Origin of the sequence: Rhizobacter sp. AJA081-3 (assembly GCF_017795745.1) — a bacterium.
Taxonomy (GTDB): domain Bacteria; phylum Pseudomonadota; class Gammaproteobacteria; order Burkholderiales; family Burkholderiaceae_C; genus Piscinibacter.
On the sequence record NZ_CP059067.1, the window covers coordinates 2,867,341 to 2,886,440 of the forward strand.

A 19,100-nucleotide genomic window follows, 5' to 3' on the forward strand; every position below is an offset into this window, starting at 1 on the left:
CGCGCGGCTCAGGCGCGCTGCGCGCCGCGGCGCGACGCGGCGAGCCGCCGGTCCAGCAGGTCGTCGACCAGTGCGCGGGCGATGTTGAAGGCTGTGACGCGCTGCAGGCCCTGCCACGCGGCCACGCCGTTGACCTCGATCACCTGCAGCGACTGCGTGGCGCCGCAGGGCAGGATGTCGATGCCCGCATAGTCCATCTCGAGGGCCCGTGCGGCGGCTTCGGCCAATTGCGCGAGCGGCGTTTCGAGCGTGGCTGGCTCGCAGCGCGCACCTTGCGCCACGTTGTGCACCCAGTGCGCGCTGACACGGCGCATCGCCGTCACCGCTCGCCCGCCGACGACGAGCACGCGCCAGTCGAAGCCCGGCTGCGAGAGCGGCGGCACGAAGCGCTGCAGGTAGGCCAGCGCGCCATAACCCTGTTTCAGGTCGGGCAGCGGGTGGTGCACGCCGTCGACCGAGCCGACCAGTTGCAGCCCCTTGCCCTGCGAGCCGAACAGCGGCTTGAGCACCAGTGCCCGGCCGGCCGCGCTCTCGCGCATCACCAGGCGCTGTGCCTGCGAAGGCGACTCCATGGCCCATGTCGGCGGCGTCGGGATGCCGGCCGCGTGCAGCAGCAGGCTCGTCATCGACTTGTCGACGCTGCGTTCGATGGCGCGCGCGTCGTTGTAGACCGGCACGCCAAGTTCGCGCAGCGCATGCAGCACGCCCAGCCGCTTGGTCACCTGCTCGAACGTGCCGCCGGCGATGCCGCGCACCAGCACCGCGTCGGGCAACTCGCGGCCGAAGCCGGGGATGGCCAGGCCGTGCCAGGCGGCGGCGGTGTCGATGCGGCAATCGGCCAGGTCGACGCAGCGGCCCACGGCACCGCGCTCGCGCAGCGCCGCCTGCAACTGGCGGGTGTGCCAGCCGACCTCGTCGGTCATGATGGCGATGCGGCTCATGTCTGCTTCACGCTTCCTTCAGCCACAGGCCGCGCAGCAGGTCCATGTTCAGGCCGCCGGCGTGGAAGGTGCTGCCGGTGTCGAGGTTGCTCACCCACACTTCGGCAGGCGCGAACAGCGCGCCGTCGATCTTGTAGAAGTCGTACTCGACGGCCTTGAAGATCTCGGCGAACGAGCGCCCGTAATCCTTCGAGTTGCGCGAAGGCAGCTTCACGGCGAGCGCACGCGCCGCCTCGTCGCTGCCGCGCACGCTCAGGTGCACGCGGCCGCCGTAGAGGATGGCGTCGTTGGTGCGGCCCATCGCCTCCACGCCGTCCGGGCTCGGCGAAGGCAGCGGCGCGGTAGCCACGCCGTCGACGATGTGCGAGAGATCGAAGCCGATCTCGTGCGACTTGTGCAGCGCCACCTCGAGCACGCGTGCCACCACCTGCGTGGTGCCGGCCTCGCTGCTCGTGGGCGTCAGCACGATCGTCAGGCCCTGTGGCTGCAGCGCGCAGTCGCGCAGGATCTTCTGCACCACCACGGCGGGCGGCACGCGGTCGACTTCCATCACCAGCACGCCCTGGTCGGCACGGTCGCGGTAGCCGAGTTCGGCATACAGCGGTTCCTTGGCAGCCAGCGCGCGCGCCGGGCCGGAGCCGAGCGAGAAGAACTTCTTGCCGCCGGTCTCTTCCTTGCTCGCCGAGAGGCTCCAGCCGGCGTACTGGCTGGCCAGGCAGGCCAGCACCGGCTGCGAACTGCGCACCTCCAGCCAGGTCGGCCAGCCGTCGACTGCGCCGCTGCGCGCGGTGACGCTGCCGAAGCCGCCGAGGCAGATCTCGCCGATCAACAGGCCGGCCTCGATGCCGCCCCCGGCCACGATGCCGGCGTCGACGACACGCGCGCCACTCGCGTCCTGCGTCACCTTCACGCGCAGCGCATCGGCGTCGGCGACGAGCCGCTCGACCCAGGGCTGCACATGCGCGTTCAGGCTCAGCGTGCTGCCGGCCAGGGCCGCGGGATGGTCACTCATGTCGTCGTCTCCAGGGAAGCCAGCAGCGCGTCGCGGCGGCTGGCGAGTCGGGTGGTCACCTCGTGCACGTCGCGGCCTTCGGCCACGAGGCTGCACAGCGGGTCGCCGGCGGCGATTTGCGTTTCGGCGCAGGGAAGGTCTCGCACACCTTCGCGACAAGCGATCTGCGCGGCCAAGTCGGCATCGACGTGCAGCGCGCGCGGCGCGAAGACGATCTCGGTGCCGCGCACGCCGTCCATCGGCGCGGGAGCCGGTGGCAGCTCGTCGCGCTGGCAGGCGCGCAGGTGCGCACGCACCGGGCCGCCCTCGCCCACGCGCGGATAGAGCGCCAGGCTGGCCGGCGGACGGGGGTTGACTTCGAGCACCTCGACAGTATCGCCGTCGAGCAGGAAGTCCAGGCTGCCCAGCCCTCGCAGGCGGAATACGGCGACGAGCAGCCGCGTGACGGCGGTCACCTCGCGCTGGATCTTGTCGCCGATCGGCACCGGACCGATCACGCCGCAGAACACGAAGGGCCGATCGCCCACCGGACTCGGCACCTGCGCATTGAATCCGAGCAGCACGGCGTCGCGCCCATTGGCGACGAAGGTGGCCGACATCGACAAACCGCGCCGTTCGCGCTGCCAGTAGCGGCCGGTCTCGGCCATGTCGTCGGCCGAGGCGCGACGCACCTGCCAGCCGCCGCAGCCGCCGGCGTCCTTGAGCAGCCAGCCTGCCGGCGAAGCCGGCGGCTCCATGGCCACGGACGGAAAGCCGATGCCGTGCGATTGCAGCACGCCGAAGAACTGCATCGGGTCGCGCACGCGGCGAACGTCGATCGGCGCCGTGCCGATCAAGGGCAACAGCGCGGCCCCGCGTGCCAGCAGATCGGCGCGGCCGTCGAAGCCACTGCCGGCGATCCAGCCCGCCACATCGCCGCGCTGCGCGAGCGCCGACAGCGCGGCGAGCAGCTTGCCATCGTCGATGCGCAGCGCCGGCGTGGCACCGATGTCTTGCCACGCCGAGGCCTGACGTTGCGTGTCGGCGTCGCCGAAGCAGTCGAGCGCGACCGTGCGCGTGCCGTCGAGTGCAGCGCTCTCGACCAGGGCCCGCGCGGAGAGCGCCGCGACCGCGAGCACGGCGGGCTCAGCCGCCCTTGCCGGCCGCGGACTCGGCCAGGAAGGCGCGCGCCGTGGCGAAGGCCTCGGCGAAGCCGAGCGTCACCGCCTTGGGCGCATCGCGCATCTGCACCAGCAGGCGATGCTGCGTCTGGTACTTGACGTTGCCGATCGCCAGCGCGCCGATGCCCACGGCGTTGGTGCCGGCCAGCGGCTTGGCGTCGTCCATCACGCCGACGCCGGCCACGCCCTCGGGCGGCACCGCGTTCACGTCGGCGGCCACCTTCATGCGCTTCACGTGGCTCAGGTCCTCGGCCGACACCACCTGCACGCCGGCAGCGGCGCAGGCGAGCACCACGTCGGCATCGGCGATCGAGGTGCGCACCGCGGCGCGGTCGCCGCCGGAGATGCCGTGGATGGTCACGCCGAAGCGCTTGCCGGTCTGCTGGGCGGCCTCTTCGGCCACGTCGATGCCGTTGCGGCTGGACAGCGCGACCTCGGCCCCGGCCATGGCCGCGAGCACGCCGGCGATGCGGCCCACCGGCCCGGTGCCGCCGAGGATGACCACGCGCTGGCCCTTCAGGCCCTGCGGCTGCGTCTTCAGCAGTGCCGCCTCGACGCAGGCCACCATCGCCGCGGCGGTGGTGTAGGCGCCGCTCGGGTCGGCCATCACCGACACCACGAAGGGCGGCACCATCGCCTTGGTCGAGCGCTCCAGCATGTCGGCGGCGAGCAGCGCGTCGCGCCCGCCGATGAACAGCCCGGTGCGCGCCACGCCCTTCGGGCCGCGCGAGAAGATCGCGTCCTGCGTCAGCGCGGTCACGCTATCGATGCCGGCGTCGCAGTACGGCACGATGATCTGGTAGCCGGCGTCTGCGGCCATGTTGATGTCGAACGGGCTCATCTGCTTGCCCGGCGTGATCATGTGGAGGATGTAGGGGCGTTCCATGGCGAATCGCAATCTGTGAAGGTTGGGAGAAGAAGTATTCAGCGGGCCGGCAGGTCGGCCACCACGGCACCGCGGCGGCGCGCGGTGACCACGCGCACGGTCAAGGCGTCGTCGACGACGCCGGCCGCGCGCGCGGCTTCGATCAGGCCCAGCGCGGCATCCGCCGAGGGCACGATGGCGAATCCGGTGGGGCCCCAGGAGCTCTGCCCGATCGCCGCGGCATCGCCGGCCGAGGCACCCCACCAGCGCATCAGGCGGCCGACGGCGGCGCTGGTCCAGGCGCTGCCGTCCTGCGCCGGCGCGAAATGGTCGCCCAGCAGTTGCTGCACGCGGTTCAGGCCCGGCGCGAAGGCTGCGAAATCGTCGCTTGCCGCGCCCGGCAGCACGCGCATCAGCACCTGGTGGCAGATATCGGCCGCAGCGGCCTGCGGCAGCGGCGGCAGTCGGGCAATCGCCTCGCGTTCGCCGGAGCCGGACAGGCCACGCAAGCGTTCGTCGAGCACGACGATGACGCGCCAGCCCAGCGGCAACTCGACGCGCGAGAGCAGCTGCGCGGGCGATCCATCGCGCCCCGGCCCGCCGTCGAGCAGCAGCCCGCCGGCATCGAAGCCGGCGATGCCGATGCCCGAGCGTTGGCCGCGGCCCAGCCATGACGCCAGCGTGGGCGTGTCCACGTCCAGCGCGTGAAGACGCGCGAAGGCGCAGCCGACGGCCAGCGCGAGTTGCGTGCCCGAGCCGAAGCCGGCATGCGCCGGGAGCACCTGGTGCAGGCGCAACGACAGCGGCGCATGGCAGCCGCTGCGTTCGCGCAGGCGCTGCAGGTGGGCGGATGCGCGCCCGAGTTCGTCTTGCGCGGCCAGCGTGTCGGCGCTCAGCGCATCGTGCTCAGCCGGCGCGAGTTCGAGCCCGGTCTCGAAACCGTCGATGACCAGGCCGATGCTGCCGAAGCGCCGCCCCAGCGAGCCCGAGGGGTCGAGGAAGCCCAGGTGCAGGCGGCCCGGCGCGCGCACGCTCACGCCGGCGCGGGCTTGGGCGCGAGGCGAGGTCGTCGAGGGGCTGGGCATGGGTCGGAACGGGGCGTCGATCGGGCGGAGCATACGGCCAAGGTAGCAAGGGCCGTTCCGCCACGGGAACTCACCCGCGCAGGTGCCTGCGGGGCGGCGTTGTCCCGTTCCGGGGACACTGTGTCAACGCAGCCGCAGCCGCCGAGCTGCGTCAGTCGTACTTGAGGTACTTGAAGCGCGGGTCGTCCGGCGTGCCTTCGAGCACCGCCTCCGCTTCCTGGCCGGGCTGCCACATCAGCACTTCTTCGATCTTCTTCGCCAGCTCGAAGTCCTTCTCGGTGATGCCCTTGGCGGCGTGGTTCATCAGCTTGACGGTGACGAAGGCGTACGACACGTTGAGGTCCGGGTGATGCCAGGCCGCCTCGGCCAGGTGGCCGACGGTGTTGACCACCATCAGCGTGCCCTTCCAGCCGCTGGTCTTGTACTTGCGCCGGATCCAGCCGTCCTCGAAGGTCCACTTCGGCAACTCGGCCTTCAGGCGCGCGTCGACTTCCTCGACCGTGTAGACCTCGTCCTTGCCCTTGCGTCGCCACTGCGTCATGTCCGTCTCCTGTGCTCGATCGTTGGCGAGCGTGTCACGCCACCGCCCGCGATGCAAGCACCTGGCCTTCGCACACGCCGAAGCCGATGCGGCGCGCGCCCTCACGCTCGCAATGGGCGCGCAGCACGAGGCTGTCCCCGTCTTCGAGGAAGGTTCGCGTCTCGCCATTGGCCAGGGTGATGGGCCGCTTGCCGCCTTCGGTGAGCTCGAGCAGCGAGCCGCCCTGCCCCGGCGCCGGACCCGACTGCGTACCCGAGCCGAGCAGGTCGCCCGCGCCCAGGTTGCAGCCGTTGACGGTGTGGTGGGCGATCAACTGTGCGATCGTCCAGTACGAGTCGCGGAAGTTCGACCGCATCAGCCGCTCATGCGGCAGGCCGGCTTCGCGCATGCGCGGTGTCTGGATCGACGCCTCGAGCGTGATGTCGAAGGCACCGGCGGCGCGGTTCGCCGCCGAATCGAGGTAGGGCAAGGGCTGCGGGTCGCCGGCCGGGCGCTCGAAGGGCACACGGAACGGCGCCAGCGCCTCGGGCATGACCACCCAGGGCGAGATCGTGGTCGCGAAGTTCTTCGACAGGAAGGGCCCGAGCGGTTGGTACTCCCAGGCCTGAACGTCGCGCGCCGACCAGTCGTTGAGCAGCACGATGCCGAACAGCGCGTCTTCCGCCTTCGTGATCGGCACCGGCTCGCCGAGCGCATTGCCCGCGCCGATGAGGAAGCCCAGCTCCAGCTCGTGGTCGAGCCGCGCGCTCGGCGCCAGCCGCGGTTGCGCGTCGTTCGGGCCCTTCACCTGGCCGAGCGGGCGGTGGAAACGCTGGCCGCTCACGCCGATCGACGAGGCGCGGCCGTGGTAGCCGATCGGCACCCACTGATAGTTGGGCAGCAACGGGTTGTCGGGGCGGAACAGCTTGCCCACCGCGGTGGCATGGTGGATGCCGGTGTAGAAGTCGGTGTAGTCACCGATGCGGCAAGGCAGGCCCATCTCGAGGGCCGCTTGTGGCACCAGGCACAGCTCGAGGAAGGGCCCCTGCTCGCTGCCGTCGCGCAAGGCCACCGACAGCGCGCTGCGCACGCCGCGCCGCGCGACCGGCCCGAGAGCCATGAAGCCGAGCAGATCGCCTGCGGCCAGAGGCTGCAGCCACTGCGCCACCTCGCGTCCCCAGGGGCATTGCTCAGCGGAAAGTCGCAGGTCCAGCACCTGGTCGCCGATGGCCACGCCGAAGCGCCACGGCTCCTCGCTGCCCTTGCGGCGGAAGCGCCCGAGCGGCAGGTTCTGGATCGGGAAGTCGGTGCCGGCCTCGTTGGCCGAGGCGACCCAGCTGCGCAGCGATGGATCGTGCGTGTCGTCGAGCGCCGCGCTCATGCGGCCGATCCACCCGTCGGCACGCCGGCGCGCGCCGCGTCGAGCGCCTCGCGCAGCACGCGAAGGTCGCCGATGTGGTTGGCCAGCAGCAACACCAGGCGCGCGTTGACGAGCCGGCTGGCTTCGTCGGACAGGCCGCGGTGCGTGTCGATCAGCATCTCGTAGAAGTCGTCGCCGGGCGTGAACGCATGCAGCGGCGACTGGCCGGGACGGCCGAAGTTCGGGCGGGTGTTGAGGTGTTCCATCGTCTTCTCTTCGGAAGGTCAGGCGTTGCAGGTGGCGCGGGCCAGCGCAGCGCGCACGGCGGCGGCGTCGAGCCGGCGCCAGCGCGCGGCCACGTGCTGGTCGGGCCGCAGCAGGTAGGCGGTGCCGGGGCGTGCGTCGAGGCGCTTGGCGGCCACGCCCTGGTGATCGACGACCAGCGACGCGCCGGCCGGCGCATCGCCGTCGACCTGAGACACGATCAGGGAGCGCACCGGGATCGCGGCATCGGCGAGCGATCGGATCGTCTCGCGCGTGGCGGCGTCGATGTCGGCCGGTCCTGCCACGAACAACATCAACGTGAAGCGGTGGCCGGTGTGCGCGAGCAGCCAGGCATCCTGCCCCTGGTGCCGCACCGGCGCGTCGGCCAGCGGCGCGCCCGGGTGCAGCGTGCCTTGGAACGGATCCGCGTCGGGCGTGTTCAACGCCGAGCCCGTCAGGTGCGCCGGCACCGAGAGCCGCCCCGAATTGACCAGAGATCGCGCGAAGGCATGCTCGCGCGCCAGCGTCAGCACCGCGTTGCGGAAGTCGCGCGAGACCTGGCTCTTGGGCGTGATGAAGTCGGTGGAGCGTGTCGAGTTCAGCAGGTTCTCGTCGGCGGCGAAGACTCGTTCGTCGCTGTAGCTGTCGAGCAGCGTGTCGGGCGCCTTGCCGTCCATCACCAGCTTGAGCTTCCACACCAGGTTGTCGGTGTCCTGCAGGCCGGAGTTGGCGCCGCGCGCACCGAAGGGCGAGACCTGGTGCGCCGCGTCGCCAACGAACAGCACGCGGCCGTGGCGGAAGCGCTGCATGCGCCGGCACTGGAAGGTGTAGACGCTGACCCATTCGAGCTCGAACTCGCGCTCCGGCCCGAGCATGGCGCGGATGCGCGGGATGACGCGCTCGGGCTGCTTCTCCGCTTCGGGGTCGGCATCCCAGCCGAGCTGGAAGTCGATGCGCCAGACGTTGTCGGCCTCGCGGTGCAACAGCACGCTCTGCCCCGGGTGAAACGGCGGATCGAACCAGAACCATCGCTCGGCCGGGAAGTCGGCCTTCATCACCACATCGGCGATGAGGAAGCGGTCCTGGAACACCTTGCCCTCGATGTCCAGGCCGAGCTGGCGGCGGATCGGGCTGCGTGCGCCGTCAGCGACTATGACCCAGTCGGCATCGAGCGAATACCGCCCTTCGGTCGCCTCGACCTCGATGCGCACGCCGTCACCGGCCGGTGTCACACCGACCACCTTGTTCTTCCAGCGCAGCTCCAGGTTCGGCAGCTCGCTGGCGCGCTTCACGAGGTATTCCTCGAGGTAGTACTGCTGCAGGTTGACCATGCCCGGGCGGTGATGGTCGGCCTCGGGCAGCAGGTTGAAGCGGAACACCTCGTCGTTGCCGTAGAAGGTGCGCCCGACGTTCCAGGTCACGCCCTTGTCGACCACCGGGTCGCCGCAGCCGATGCGGTCGAGGATCTCCAGCGCGCGCTTGGCGTAGCACAGGCCGCGCGAGCCGACGCTGACGGTGTCGTCGTCGTCGAGCAGCAGCACGCGCGTGCCCTGCATCGCGAGGTCGATCGCCGCGGCCAGGCCGACCGGGCCGGCACCGACGACGATCACCGGGTGGCGTGGCACCTCGCCCGGCCGTTCGATCTCGGCGGGGCGATGGTGGGCGTAGCGCGGGTAGGTGTAGGTGCTCAGCATGGGCGGCTCGTGTGGCGTCAGCCGTTGAATTCCTTCTCGTGCATCCAGGCCGCGTGCTTGGGAGCACGACGGGTCTTCGCCCATTCGTCGAGCATGTCCCACTTCACCGCGTCGAGCTTCGCGTTCATGTCGGCCGTGGCCGTGTCGGCGGCGAGCTCGACGCGGTGCCCGTTCGGGTCGAAGAAGTAGATCGACTTGAAGATCGTGTGGTCGGTCGGGCCAATCACCTCGATGCCCGCAGCCTGCAACTTCGTCTTCGTCGCTTCGAGCTCCTCCAGCGAGCCGACCTTGAACGCGATGTGCTGCACCCATTCCGGCGTGTTGGCGTCGCGGCCCATCGCCGGCGAGTTCGGCAGCTCGAAGAAGGCGAGGATGTTGCCGCCGCCCGCGTCGAGGAAGACGTGCATGTAGGGGTCGGGCGCGTGCGTCGAGGGCACATGGTCCTCGGCGATGGCGAGCACGAAGTCCATGCCCAGGTGTTCGCGGTACCACTGGACGGTCTGCTTGGCGTCGCGGCAGCGGTAGGCGACGTGGTGGATGCGCTGGATGCTCATGTGCGTGTCTCCTCAGGTTTCGAGCGCGGCCCACATCTGGCGGTCGCGCTCGGCGGTCCAGATGCGCGGGTCGGGGTACTGCGTGGCCTCGTCGTAGCAGCGCGTCACGTCGAAGGGCATGCAGTGGTCGAAGATGACCCACTTGCCGTACTTCGGCGCCAGGCGCGCGTAGGTGTCCTTGTAGACGGCGTTCAGATCCTTGCCCGCGGCCACGCCGGCCTTGACGCTGTCGTAGACGTCGGCGATGAAGGCGCGCGTGCCGGCGAGCCCCGCCTGCACCTGATCGGGCGTCACCAGCGCGGCGCCGCGGCCAGGCACGAGCTTCGCGGGCTTCAGCGCGGCGAGGTTGTCGAGCGTGGCCGGCCAGTCCTTGAAGTAGGCATCGCCGGCGTAGGGCGTGGCGTCGAACTCGACCAGGTCGCCGCTGAACAGGATCTTCTGCTGCGGCAGCCAGGCCACCGTGTCGCCCTTGGTGTGGCCGCGGCCGAGCTGCAGCAGCTGCACCTCGAGCTTGCCCAGCCACAGCGTCATCCTGCCGGTGAAGGTCATCGTCGGCCAGGTCAGGCCGGGCGGCACGCTCTCGACATTGCGGAACAGGCGCGGAAAGCGGCCGATCTCGCTGGCCTTGTCCTGCTCGCCGCGCTCGACGATGAGGTCGTAGGTGTCCTGGCTGGCGATGATCTGCTGCGGCGCGTAGGCGCTCGCGCCGAGCACGCGCACCGCGTGGTAGTGGGTCAGCAGCACGTACTTGATCGGCTTGTCGGTGACCTCGCGGATGCGGCGGATCACGTCCTGTGCCATCACCGGCGTGGCCTGCGTGTCGAGCACCAGCACGGCGTCGTCGCCGATGATGATGCCGGTGTTCGGGTCGCCCTCGGCCGTGTAGGCATAGGCGTTGTCGGACAGCTTCGTGAAGCTGACCTTCTTCTCTTCGAGGTCGGCCTGGCTGGCGAAGGTCTTCTGGCTCATGGGGGCTCCGGAGTCCGTGGCCGGGCGGCCACGGTGTTTGTTCATTGCAAACGCGTTCGCACTTTACGGGCAAGGTTGCGCTATGTCAAACTAGTTTGCATGGAACAAATCGTCAACCGCGAGCAGCGGGCGGTGCAGTCGGTAGAGGTCGGCGGGCGATTGCTCATCGCGCTGGGCCAGCATGCCGCGCCGATGTCGCTGAAGGACCTGGCAGCCGCCGCCGACCTGCCGGCCTCGCGGGCGCACCCCTATCTGGTGAGCTTCGGCCGTCTCGGCCTGATCGAGCAGGACGGCACCAGCGGGCGCTACGCGCTCGGCCCGGCGGCGCTGCAGCTCGGCCTGGCCTGCCTGCACCAGCTCGACCCGATCAAGGCCGCGGGGCCGGTGGCCGAGGCGCTGTCGCAGGCGATCGACCAGACGGTGGCAATCGCCGTGTGGGCCAACTTCGGCCCGACCATCGTGCGCGTGATCGAGGGCAGCCAGCCGCTGCACGTGAACATGCGCGCCGGCTCGGTGATGTCGGTGCTGGGCACCGCCACCGGCCGTGCCTTCGCCGCCGTGCTGGCGCCGCGCACCGTGAAGGAGGTGCTCTCCGGGCCGGTGGGTGAGCCGCGCCGCGCCGACCGCACGCCGGTGAAGGACGTCGACCGCGAGCTCGAAGGGATCGCCGCCGAGGTGCGCCGCCACGGCGTGGCCCGCGCGCTGGGCCGGCCGATCCCGGGCGTCAACGCCTTCAGCGCGGCGGCCTTCGACCACGAAGGGCGGCCGGCGCTGGTGATCACGGCGCTCGGCCACGAAGACACCTTCGCCGCCACCTGGGATTCGCCGCTGGCCGCTGCGGTGCGCGACGCCGCTGCCGAGGTGTCGCACCGGCTCGGCCACCGGCGCTGAGCGCGTCGAGGGCTCCGCCCGTGCCGCGTCACTTCACCAGCGGCCGCACCGTGGTGAAGCCGCCATCCACGGCGATTACTTGGCCGGTCAGGCGCTGAGCACCCTCGCCGAGCAGCCAGGCCATGACATCGGCCACCTGCTCCGCGGTCTGCACGCCGCCCAACGGGTACTGGCGCGCCGCGCCCTCGCGCATGGCCGGCAGTTTGAGCATGGATGCGGTCATCGGCGTCTCGGTCAAACCCGGCGCCACCGCGTTGACGCGCACGCCCTGCGATGCGTGCGTGGCCGCGGCGCTGCGCACCAGCGCCTCGACGCCGCCCTTGGCCGCCGCGATCACCTCGTGGTTGGCCACGCCGATGCGCGCCACCACCGAGCTCACGAACACGGCCGCGCCCGGTGCGCCTTTCAGTTCCGCGAGCCAGGCCTGCAGCACGAAGACCGCGCTGTCGAGGTTCACCCGCATCAGCTCGCGATAGGCCTCGATGCGCGTGCGCTGCAGCGGCGCGATCAGCGTGCTGCCGACGCAGTGGGCGAGTTGCGTGGGCGCCTCGCCGAGCGCTTCGCGGCAGGCCGCGAAAGCCAGCGCCGCGCCTTCCGGCGTGGTGGTGTCGGCGGCGATGCGCAGCACGGCCGGCACCTCGGCCAGCCGCGCGGCATCGCGGCCCACGGCCACCACGCGGCGGCCCTGCGCCGTCAGGCGCGAGGCCAGCGCGCGGCCGATGCCGCCACTGGCACCGGTGACGAGGACGATGGTAGTCATGGCAGCGTTTCCTGCAGGTCGAGTGGATCGGTTTCGGCTGGCGCGCGGCGCACCGTCGCGCTCCGGCACCCCACCTCGCCGCGACGGATGGATTGGGCACGCTGCACCACCGCAGCCCTCTGCGATTCGTCCATGCGCTGCAGGTTCTTCACCTGCAGCGCCATGCGCGGGTTCTTCGCCAGCAGGGCCTGGTGGCGCATGAGAAAGTCCCAGTACAGCGTGGTGAACGGGCAGGCCGCGTCGCCGCTGCGCAGCGCCGGGTCGTAGCGGCAGCCGGCGCAATGCGGGCTCATGCGCTCGATGTACTTTCCGGTGGCCACGTAGGGCTTGCTGGCCATCAGGCCCCCGTCGGCGAACTGGCTCATGCCCAGCGTGTTGGGCAGCTCCGCCCACTCCACCGCGTCGACGTAGACCGCGAGGTACCAGGCATGCACCTGGCGCGGCTGCACGCCGTACATCAGCGCGAACAGGCCGGTCACCATCAGCCGCTGGATGTGGTGGGCGTAGCCGTGCTGCAGCGTCTGCGTGATCGCGTCGCGCAGGCAGGCCATGTCGGTGTCGCCGCTCCAGTACCACGCGGGCAGGTCTTCCTTCGCATCGAGCGCGTTGCGTTCGAGGTAGCCGGGCATCTGCGTCCAGTAGATGCCGCGCACGTACTCGCGCCAGCCGAGGATCTGCCGCACGAAGCCCTCCACGCTGGCCAGCGGCGCGCGGCGGGCGTGGTACGCGGCCTCCGCGGCAGCGACGACTTCGCGCGGGTTGAGCAGCTTGAGGTTCAGCACTGCTGACAGGTGCGCGTGGAACAGCCAGGGCTCGCCCGGCCACATCGCGTCCTGGTGGCGGCCGAAGTGCGGAAGGCGTTGCGCGATGAACTCGTGCAGCGCCTGCAGGGCCTGCTCGCGCGTGACGGGCCAGGCGAAGTCGTCGAGCCGGCCCGGGTGGGACGCGAAGCGCTCGCGTACCAGCGCGATGACCTCACGCGTGATCGCGTCCGGCGCAAAGCGGCTGCGCGGCGGCACGCGGCCGGGCCCTTCGGGGCCGAAGGCGGCGCGGTTGTCGGCATCGAAGTTCCACTCGCCGCCCAGCGGCTCCTTGCCGTCCATCAACACCCGATGGCGCACGCGCTGCTCACGGTAAAAGTACTCCAGCCTCAGCGTCTTGCGGCCCTTGGCGTGGGCCGCGAACTCACGCACGCTGCCGAAGAAGTGGCGGTCCTCGCGCACGTCCAGCGGCAATCCGCTGGCTTCAGCCACGCCGCGCAGCGACTGCAGCACCCGCCATTCGCCCGGCGCCGTGACCACCAGGCGTTGCGGGCGCAGCAGCGTGATGTCGGCGCGAAGCTGGGTGGCCAGGCTGCCCTGGTTACCGCCGGCATCGAGCGCGGTGTAGTGCAGCGGCAGGCCGGCTTCGCGCAGGACCATCGCGAAGTGGCGCATCGCCGAGAGGAACAACGCAGTGCGCTGCTGGCTCGAGACGACGTGGGTGGACTCCTCCGCCACCTCTGCCATCCAGACAGCATCGCAGCCCGTGTCGAAGCCGTCGAAGGCCGACGCTTCGAGGTCGAGCTGGTCACCCAGCACGATGACGAGCGAGCGAAGTTCAGTCACGCGGGGCCTTCTTGCGCCGGCAGGCGTCGGAGCAGTACTTCACCTCGGCCCAGTGGCGTGACCAGGCCCGTCGCCAGCTCATCGGCCTGCCGCAGACCGCGCAGGGCTTGGCGGGCAACACGGCCTTGTTGCCCTTGAACGAGGCGGAGTGCTGCCTCACGCCTTCCGGGCCCAGGCGCGGCGACGCAAGTGCGTGTGCATCACGTATTCCGGTGTGCGAAGGGGATGGATCGACTTCTCAGCCGCAGGGCTGAAGCGTCGTCCGCGCCGGCGGAGGGGCCTCTCGCCGCCTCGCGCGCCGCCGTATTTCCCAGCACAGCCCCGGCCAGAGCGGCGCCTGATTGCCATGCGCCTTCGACGCCCAGGCCGCCGAGGAAGTCGCCGCACACGCCCAGGCCCGAGGCGGCATCCCACCAGCAGGAGTCGGCCGGTGCGGCCAGCGGCAGCCCGGGCTGCGCGTAGCGCCAGCGGTGGACCACGGCATGGCGCCAGCGAACCGGCTCGCCCAGGCACTCGGCCACCGCGGCCTGCATGCGGGCCTGCACCTCGTCGCCCGGCTGTTCGAGCTGCTCACGGCTCCAGTCGGCGCGGGCGTGGGCCACCCAATGGGCTTCGTCGGGTCGCCGTTCCCGGCCCGGGCGCCGTTCGTTGCGCGACAGCAGGTCGATCACGGGATGGGCCGGCCGGGCCAGATCCCAGGCTGCTGCGCCTTGCGGCGGCTCGGCAATGCCCATCAAGGTCCAGCAGGGCTGCATGAGCACCTGCGCGGCACGCTGTGCCCAGGCCGGTTCATGTGGCGCCAACAACATGGCGGACTGGGCCGGCGGCATCGCGAGAACCACGGCGTCGAAAGCGCCAGGCAGGGCCTCGCCGCGGCTGCGCAGGCGCCAGCCGTCGCCTTGGCGATGCAAGGCCTCGATCGGCGTGTCCCAGCAGAAGTCGATCCCACAGAGCAGTTCCCGCGTCAGTCTGGGCATGTCCGGAATCGGTACGTAAAGCGCGCCAGCGGACGCGGTTCCGGGCGCCGTCACGGGAGTCCATGAGGTGAGCCAGCCTGAGCGGCAGGCCTGATCGGCGAACGCCCGGAACGCCGGCGTCGTCGCACCGAAGCCGGTGGCGCCGTGGTCGAACTTCGTGCTTCGAGGCTGGCTCTGCGCGTCCTGCCACTGCGCACGCCGGGTGGCAAGTCGCCCCCCAGCGCCGCGCGACTTGTCGAACACCTGCACCTGGCAACCCGAAAGCATGAGATCTCGCGCGCAGACCGCCCCGGCCACACCCGCGCCGATTACCGCCACATGACCGACCTCATTGCAGGTTTGCATGGCCGCAGGATACAGACTTAGCAGGTCAGATAAGGGTCATCACCGGAAACTCTGGCCAATCTCCCCGATACTCCAGGTCAATTCGACTTCAACTGGATTTGAGATGCCCGACGCAGCCCATCCGGAAGGCGGCGCGACTCATCGCAGCGGCGCGGTGGCGCGCATGGTGCGCATGCCGGTGGCGACACTGCGTGTCTGGGAGCGCCGCTACCGGCTCTGCTCGCCGGCGCTGACGCCCAGCGGTCAGCGCCTGTACAGCGCCGCTGACGTGCGCCGGATCGCGCTGCTCAAGCAACTCACCGAGCTCGGGCACGCGATCGGCAGCATCGCGGCGCTCGACATGGCTCAGCTTCAGGCCGTGGCCGCCACGCACGCCGCAGCCATCACCGGCACGCTGGGTGCAGATGAACCGGTCGCCGCGGGGCCCTCGTGGCGCGTGGCCGTGGTGGGCGAGGCCCTCGCGCGCAGGCTGCAGCGGCCGGCCCTGCGGCGCTGGCTGTTGCGCCCGCTCGAAGTTCTCGGTCCGTTCGACGACCTCGCCCATGCCGCGGCGTGCCTGGCCGGCTCCGCCGCGGAGTCGCTGCTCGTGCAGGCACCGACCCTGCAAGGCGACTGGCTTGCGCAGTGGAACCGCATCACGCCGCGCCCCCCGCGCACCGCGGTACTGTTCCGCTTTGCCAGTGAATCGGTGTGCGAACAGCTCGCGGCGGCCGGTCTGGACTTGCTGCGCGAGCCGCCTTCGGACACCGCCCTCGGCCAGTGGTTGCAGGCGCTCAATACGGCCGAGGGCCAGTCGCGCACGGCAGCCGCACCTGCGCAGACCGCCTGGCCGACGCCCGAGGCCATTCCGGCACGGCGCTGGGATGACGCGGCGCTGGCCGACATCGCCGGCCTGTCCACCACCATTGCCTGCGAATGCCCGAAGCACATCGCCGAACTGTTGATGCAGCTTTCGCACTTCGAGTCCTACAGCGCGCAGTGCGCGAACCGCAGCGTGGCCGATGCGGAACTGCATACCTATCTGTCGCAGGTCGCCGCGGCAAGCCGCGCCCGGTTCGAGGAAGCGCTCGAGCGGGTGGCCATCCACGAAGGGCTGCTGCTCACGCAGCCCGCGCAAGCTGGGCAGCCCACAATGACAAACCCCTCCCGACCAGAGGTGGGAGGGGCGGGTGGCTGACGCCACCAGTTCGGGGCTCCGGAGGAAAGTGGTCCGGGGCTCCTGGCGCGCAGGGACTGCGCCATTGGGTGTGCCTGCATGCAGGCCCTACAAAACTAGACCATGGCCCGGCCGACTTCAAGCACGATCTTTGATCGTGTTTCCTCTTGTCATGACTGCGGCTTCGTGATGCTCGCGACGATGCCCGCGACGCGCTGCTCGACCGCCGCGTCCATGCGGATCGTGCGGCCCCACTCGCGGGCGGTCTCGCCCGGCCACTTGTTCGTCGCGTCCAAGCCCATCTTGCCGCCCAGGCCGCTGACCGGCGAGGCGAAGTCGAGGTAGTCGATGGGCGTGTTGCCCACCAGGGTGGTGTCGCGCACCGGGTCCATGCGGGTGGTGATGGCCCAGATCACCTCGTCCCAGCGGCGGATGTCGACGTCGTCGTCCGTCACCACGATGAACTTGGTGTACATGAACTGGCGCAGGAAGCTCCACAGCCCGAACATCACCCGCTTGGCGTGGCCCGGGTAGGCCTTGCGGATGCTGATGATCGCCATGCGGTAGCTGCAGCCCTCGGGCGGCAGGTAGAAGTCGACGATCTCCGGAAACTGCTTCTGCAGGATCGGCACGAACACCTCGTTGAGCGCCACTCCCAGGATGGCCGGCTCGTCCGGCGGCTTGCCGGTGTAGGTGGAGTGGTAGATCGGGTCGCGCCGGTGCGTGATGCGCGACAACTCGAACACCGGGAACCAGTCCTGCTCGTTGTAATAGCCGGTGTGGTCGCCGAATGGTCCTTCCAGGGCGTGAAGGTAGCCGTTGATCTCCTTCATCGGCACGCCGTGCTCGCTGCGGCCGGCCCAGCCGGGATCGGCCACAGGAATGCAGCCCTCGAGCACGAATTCGGCGCTCGCCGGCACCTGCAGCATCACGCCCGCATCGCCGACGGCGCTGTCGGTCACCTCGGTGCGGCTGCCGCGCAGCAAGCCGGCGAACTGGTACTCCGACAGCGTGTCGGGCACCGGCGTCACCGCACCCAGGATGGTGGCCGGGTCGGCGCCCAGGGCCACGGCGATCGGGAACGGCTGGCCCGGCCTGGCCAGCGCGAACTCGCGGAAGTCGAGCGCCCCGCCGCGATGGGCCAGCCAACGCATGATCACCTGGCGTGGGCCGATCACCTGCTGGCGGTAGATGCCCAGGTTCTGGCGTGCCCTCGCCTTCGGCCCGCCCTGCGGTCCCCGCGTAACGACCAGCCCCCAGGTGATCAGCGGCCCGGCATCGCCCGGCCAGCAGGTCTGCACCGGCAGGCGGGCCAGGTCGACATCGGCGCCTTCCAGCACCACCTCCTGGCAAGGCGCCTGGCGCACCGATGCCGGCTTCATGTCCCACACCGCCTTCATCATGTGTAACAGGCGGCCGGTGTCCTTGAGGCCCTTGGGCGGCTCCGGTTCCTTCAGACGGGCCAACAACTGACCCACCTCGCGCAGCTCGCTCACCTCGGTAGCCCCCATGCCCAGCGCCACCCTTTTCGGGGTGCCGAAGAGGTTTGCCAGTACCGGAAATTTGTAACCGACCGGGGATTCGAAAAAAAGTGCCGGGCCACCGGCGCGCAGCACGGAGTCACTGACCGCTGTCATCTCGAGCCGCGCGGAGACTGGCTCTGCGACCCGTTTCAGCTCGCCGAGCCGCTCCAGACCGTCAACAAACTCACGGAGATCGCGGTACTTCATACGAAAAAGTAATTACAGATCGATGTCATAACCTTGACCAGTTATGAAAAGGCTTCCTAGAATTCGGCCCGTTCGCACCATCGAGGGATAACCCGAACCCCATGGTGCGGGGATAGTGAAGCAGCCGAGCCGCTGCCACAGTCGAACCCAGGTTCGAATCGCTGCCGGAAGACGCCGCGCAAGACGGCACCCGATCTCCGGCTGAGGATTATCACCGTCGCCCCAGGCACTGATCGCCGGGGTCGCCCTGCGGGGCCGGCGGCCTGAACAGAAGGAGTGACATGACAACGCTGAAGCGATGCTCGACGCGTGCCCGCCAGGTGCGCAATGCCATCGGCGAGTCGGCCACGGTGTTCCTGAAGGACGTCGGGCACGGCTTGCTCGAAGTCAGCCACAACATGCTGGCGCTGCTCGGGCTGCTGCTCGTGGCGGCCGCAGTGTTCACCCTCGGCAAGCCCGAATTCCGCCATGCCGCCGAAACCACGGTGCTGGGCTGGCTGCAGGCCCGCCACGAGGCGCGGGCCGAGCCAGCAGAACTGCTTGCCGCGCAGTTGAGCGAGCCGGACGCGATCAATCGCGCCACCGCGACCGATCCGAAGGAACTCACCCGCCAGCAGGCCGCCGTGGCGCACTGGATCTCGCGCCGCTATCGCGTCGCGCCGGAGCCGATCAGCCGCCTCGTGCAGGAAGCCTGGAACGTGGGCCAGCGTGCCGGGCTCGACCCGACGCTGATCCTGGCCATCATGGCGGTGGAATCGAGCTTCAACCCGTTCGCGCAGAGCACCGTCGGCGCGCAGGGCCTGATGCAGGTGATGACGAAGATCCACGACGACAAGTACGAGGCCTTCGGAGGCAACCTGGCGGCCTTCGACCCGGTGACCAACCTGCGCGTGGGCGTGCAGGTGCTCAAGGAGTGCATCGCTCGCGCCGGCAGCCTGGAAGCCGGCCTGCGTTATTACGTGGGCGCAGCCAACCTCGAAGACGACGGGGGCTATGCCGGCAAGGTGCTCGCCGAGCAGAACAACCTGCGCATGGTGGCTGGCGGCAAGTCGGTGCCGGCCAATGTGGCGCTGATCTCGGTGTCGGCGCCGGCCGCGGCTGCCTCGGCAGCGCAGCGACCGGCAGCGCAGCCGGCCGTGGCGCCGGCGCATGAAGTCGAACCGCCGGAGCAGGTCGCCTACCTGCGCTGAAGCGCCGGCGCGCCTCCGCT

Annotated in this window: 19 protein-coding genes; 3 read left to right on the plus strand and 16 right to left on the minus strand. The window is 70.3% G+C overall.

Annotation, left to right across the window (positions count from 1 at the left end):
• Positions 1 to 8: 8 nt before the first annotated feature.
• From HZ992_RS13635 to HZ992_RS13685, 11 genes are all read right to left on the minus strand, one after another.
• A complete protein-coding gene (locus HZ992_RS13635; protein ID WP_209382392.1) occupies positions 9 to 941 on the minus strand; it encodes an ATP-grasp domain-containing protein in 933 nt (310 codons plus the stop codon).
• A gap of 7 nt (positions 942 to 948) precedes the next feature.
• Positions 949 to 1,953: a methenyltetrahydromethanopterin cyclohydrolase gene (gene mch, locus HZ992_RS13640; protein ID WP_209382393.1), complete on the minus strand. Its 1,005-nt coding sequence runs from the start codon at positions 1,951 to 1,953 to the stop codon at positions 949 to 951.
• The gene (locus tag HZ992_RS13645; protein WP_209382394.1) at positions 1,950 to 3,071 is read right to left on the minus strand and encodes an ATP-grasp domain-containing protein; all 1,122 of its coding nucleotides are present in this window, start codon (positions 3,069 to 3,071) and stop codon (positions 1,950 to 1,952) included. Before HZ992_RS13645 ends, mch begins: the two co-directional genes overlap by 4 nt.
• A gap of 7 nt (positions 3,072 to 3,078) precedes the next feature.
• The gene (locus tag HZ992_RS13650; RefSeq protein ID WP_209382395.1) at positions 3,079 to 3,999 is read right to left on the minus strand and encodes an NAD(P)-dependent methylenetetrahydromethanopterin dehydrogenase; all 921 of its coding nucleotides are present in this window, start codon (positions 3,997 to 3,999) and stop codon (positions 3,079 to 3,081) included.
• A gap of 38 nt (positions 4,000 to 4,037) precedes the next feature.
• Positions 4,038 to 5,063 carry a beta-ribofuranosylaminobenzene 5'-phosphate synthase family protein gene (locus HZ992_RS13655; protein ID WP_209382396.1) on the minus strand — a complete coding sequence of 342 codons (1,026 nt, stop codon included), beginning with the start codon at positions 5,061 to 5,063 and terminating at the stop codon, positions 4,038 to 4,040.
• A gap of 151 nt (positions 5,064 to 5,214) precedes the next feature.
• The gene (locus HZ992_RS13660) at positions 5,215 to 5,604 is read right to left on the minus strand and encodes a 4a-hydroxytetrahydrobiopterin dehydratase (protein WP_209382397.1); all 390 of its coding nucleotides are present in this window, start codon (positions 5,602 to 5,604) and stop codon (positions 5,215 to 5,217) included.
• 34 nt (positions 5,605 to 5,638) lie between these two features.
• Positions 5,639 to 6,964 carry a fumarylacetoacetase gene (gene fahA, locus HZ992_RS13665; RefSeq protein WP_209382398.1) on the minus strand — a complete coding sequence of 442 codons (1,326 nt, stop codon included), beginning with the start codon at positions 6,962 to 6,964 and terminating at the stop codon, positions 5,639 to 5,641.
• A complete protein-coding gene (locus HZ992_RS13670) occupies positions 6,961 to 7,209 on the minus strand; it encodes a DUF2783 domain-containing protein (RefSeq protein WP_209382399.1) in 249 nt (82 codons plus the stop codon). Before HZ992_RS13670 ends, fahA begins: the two co-directional genes overlap by 4 nt.
• Positions 7,210 to 7,227: 18 nt before the next feature.
• Positions 7,228 to 8,901: an FAD-dependent oxidoreductase gene (locus HZ992_RS13675; RefSeq protein WP_209382400.1), complete on the minus strand. Its 1,674-nt coding sequence runs from the start codon at positions 8,899 to 8,901 to the stop codon at positions 7,228 to 7,230.
• A 17-nt stretch (positions 8,902 to 8,918) separates the two neighbouring features.
• Positions 8,919 to 9,455, minus strand: coding sequence for a VOC family protein (locus tag HZ992_RS13680; RefSeq protein ID WP_209382401.1), 537 nt, complete (start codon positions 9,453 to 9,455; stop codon positions 8,919 to 8,921).
• Positions 9,456 to 9,467: 12 nt separating this feature from the next.
• Positions 9,468 to 10,424: an MBL fold metallo-hydrolase gene (locus HZ992_RS13685; RefSeq protein WP_209382402.1), complete on the minus strand. Its 957-nt coding sequence runs from the start codon at positions 10,422 to 10,424 to the stop codon at positions 9,468 to 9,470.
• A gap of 99 nt (positions 10,425 to 10,523) precedes the next feature.
• Here HZ992_RS13685 and HZ992_RS13690 point away from each other — a divergent pair, with 99 nt between their 5' ends.
• On the plus strand, positions 10,524 to 11,315 hold the full coding sequence (locus HZ992_RS13690; protein ID WP_209382403.1) for an IclR family transcriptional regulator: 792 nt from the start codon (positions 10,524 to 10,526) through the stop codon (positions 11,313 to 11,315).
• A gap of 28 nt (positions 11,316 to 11,343) precedes the next feature.
• Here HZ992_RS13690 and HZ992_RS13695 read toward each other — a convergent pair whose 3' ends face one another.
• Genes HZ992_RS13695 through HZ992_RS13710 form a run of 4 tightly spaced genes read right to left on the minus strand, consistent with a single transcriptional unit; the run spans position 11,344 to position 15,004 of the window.
• Positions 11,344 to 12,075, minus strand: coding sequence for an SDR family NAD(P)-dependent oxidoreductase (locus tag HZ992_RS13695; RefSeq protein ID WP_209382404.1), 732 nt, complete (start codon positions 12,073 to 12,075; stop codon positions 11,344 to 11,346).
• Complete coding sequence (locus HZ992_RS13700) at positions 12,072 to 13,682, minus strand: cryptochrome/photolyase family protein (protein ID WP_209382405.1); 1,611 nt, start codon at positions 13,680 to 13,682, stop codon at positions 12,072 to 12,074. The genes HZ992_RS13695 and HZ992_RS13700 overlap by 4 nt, the downstream gene beginning before the upstream one ends.
• Positions 13,675 to 13,842 carry a DUF2256 domain-containing protein gene (locus HZ992_RS13705; protein WP_209382406.1) on the minus strand — a complete coding sequence of 56 codons (168 nt, stop codon included), beginning with the start codon at positions 13,840 to 13,842 and terminating at the stop codon, positions 13,675 to 13,677. The genes HZ992_RS13700 and HZ992_RS13705 overlap by 8 nt, the downstream gene beginning before the upstream one ends.
• Positions 13,843 to 13,882: 40 nt before the next feature.
• Positions 13,883 to 15,004 carry an NAD(P)/FAD-dependent oxidoreductase gene (locus HZ992_RS13710; RefSeq protein WP_209382407.1) on the minus strand — a complete coding sequence of 374 codons (1,122 nt, stop codon included), beginning with the start codon at positions 15,002 to 15,004 and terminating at the stop codon, positions 13,883 to 13,885.
• On the opposite strand from HZ992_RS13710, the gene HZ992_RS13715 reads away from it, so the two are divergent.
• Positions 15,003 to 16,181, plus strand: a complete 1,179-nt coding sequence (locus HZ992_RS13715) for a MerR family transcriptional regulator (RefSeq protein WP_245213016.1) — start codon at positions 15,003 to 15,005, stop codon at positions 16,179 to 16,181. The genes HZ992_RS13710 and HZ992_RS13715 overlap by 2 nt on opposite strands.
• Before the next feature lie 149 nt (positions 16,182 to 16,330).
• On the opposite strand, the gene HZ992_RS13720 is transcribed toward HZ992_RS13715, so the two are convergent.
• Positions 16,331 to 17,890 carry a UbiD family decarboxylase gene (locus tag HZ992_RS13720; RefSeq protein WP_209382408.1) on the minus strand — a complete coding sequence of 520 codons (1,560 nt, stop codon included), beginning with the start codon at positions 17,888 to 17,890 and terminating at the stop codon, positions 16,331 to 16,333.
• A gap of 281 nt (positions 17,891 to 18,171) precedes the next feature.
• Between HZ992_RS13720 and HZ992_RS13725 the strand changes: the two genes are divergently transcribed.
• Positions 18,172 to 19,080, plus strand: a complete 909-nt coding sequence (locus HZ992_RS13725) for a lytic transglycosylase domain-containing protein (protein ID WP_209382409.1) — start codon at positions 18,172 to 18,174, stop codon at positions 19,078 to 19,080.
• Positions 19,081 to 19,100 lie beyond the last annotated feature (20 nt).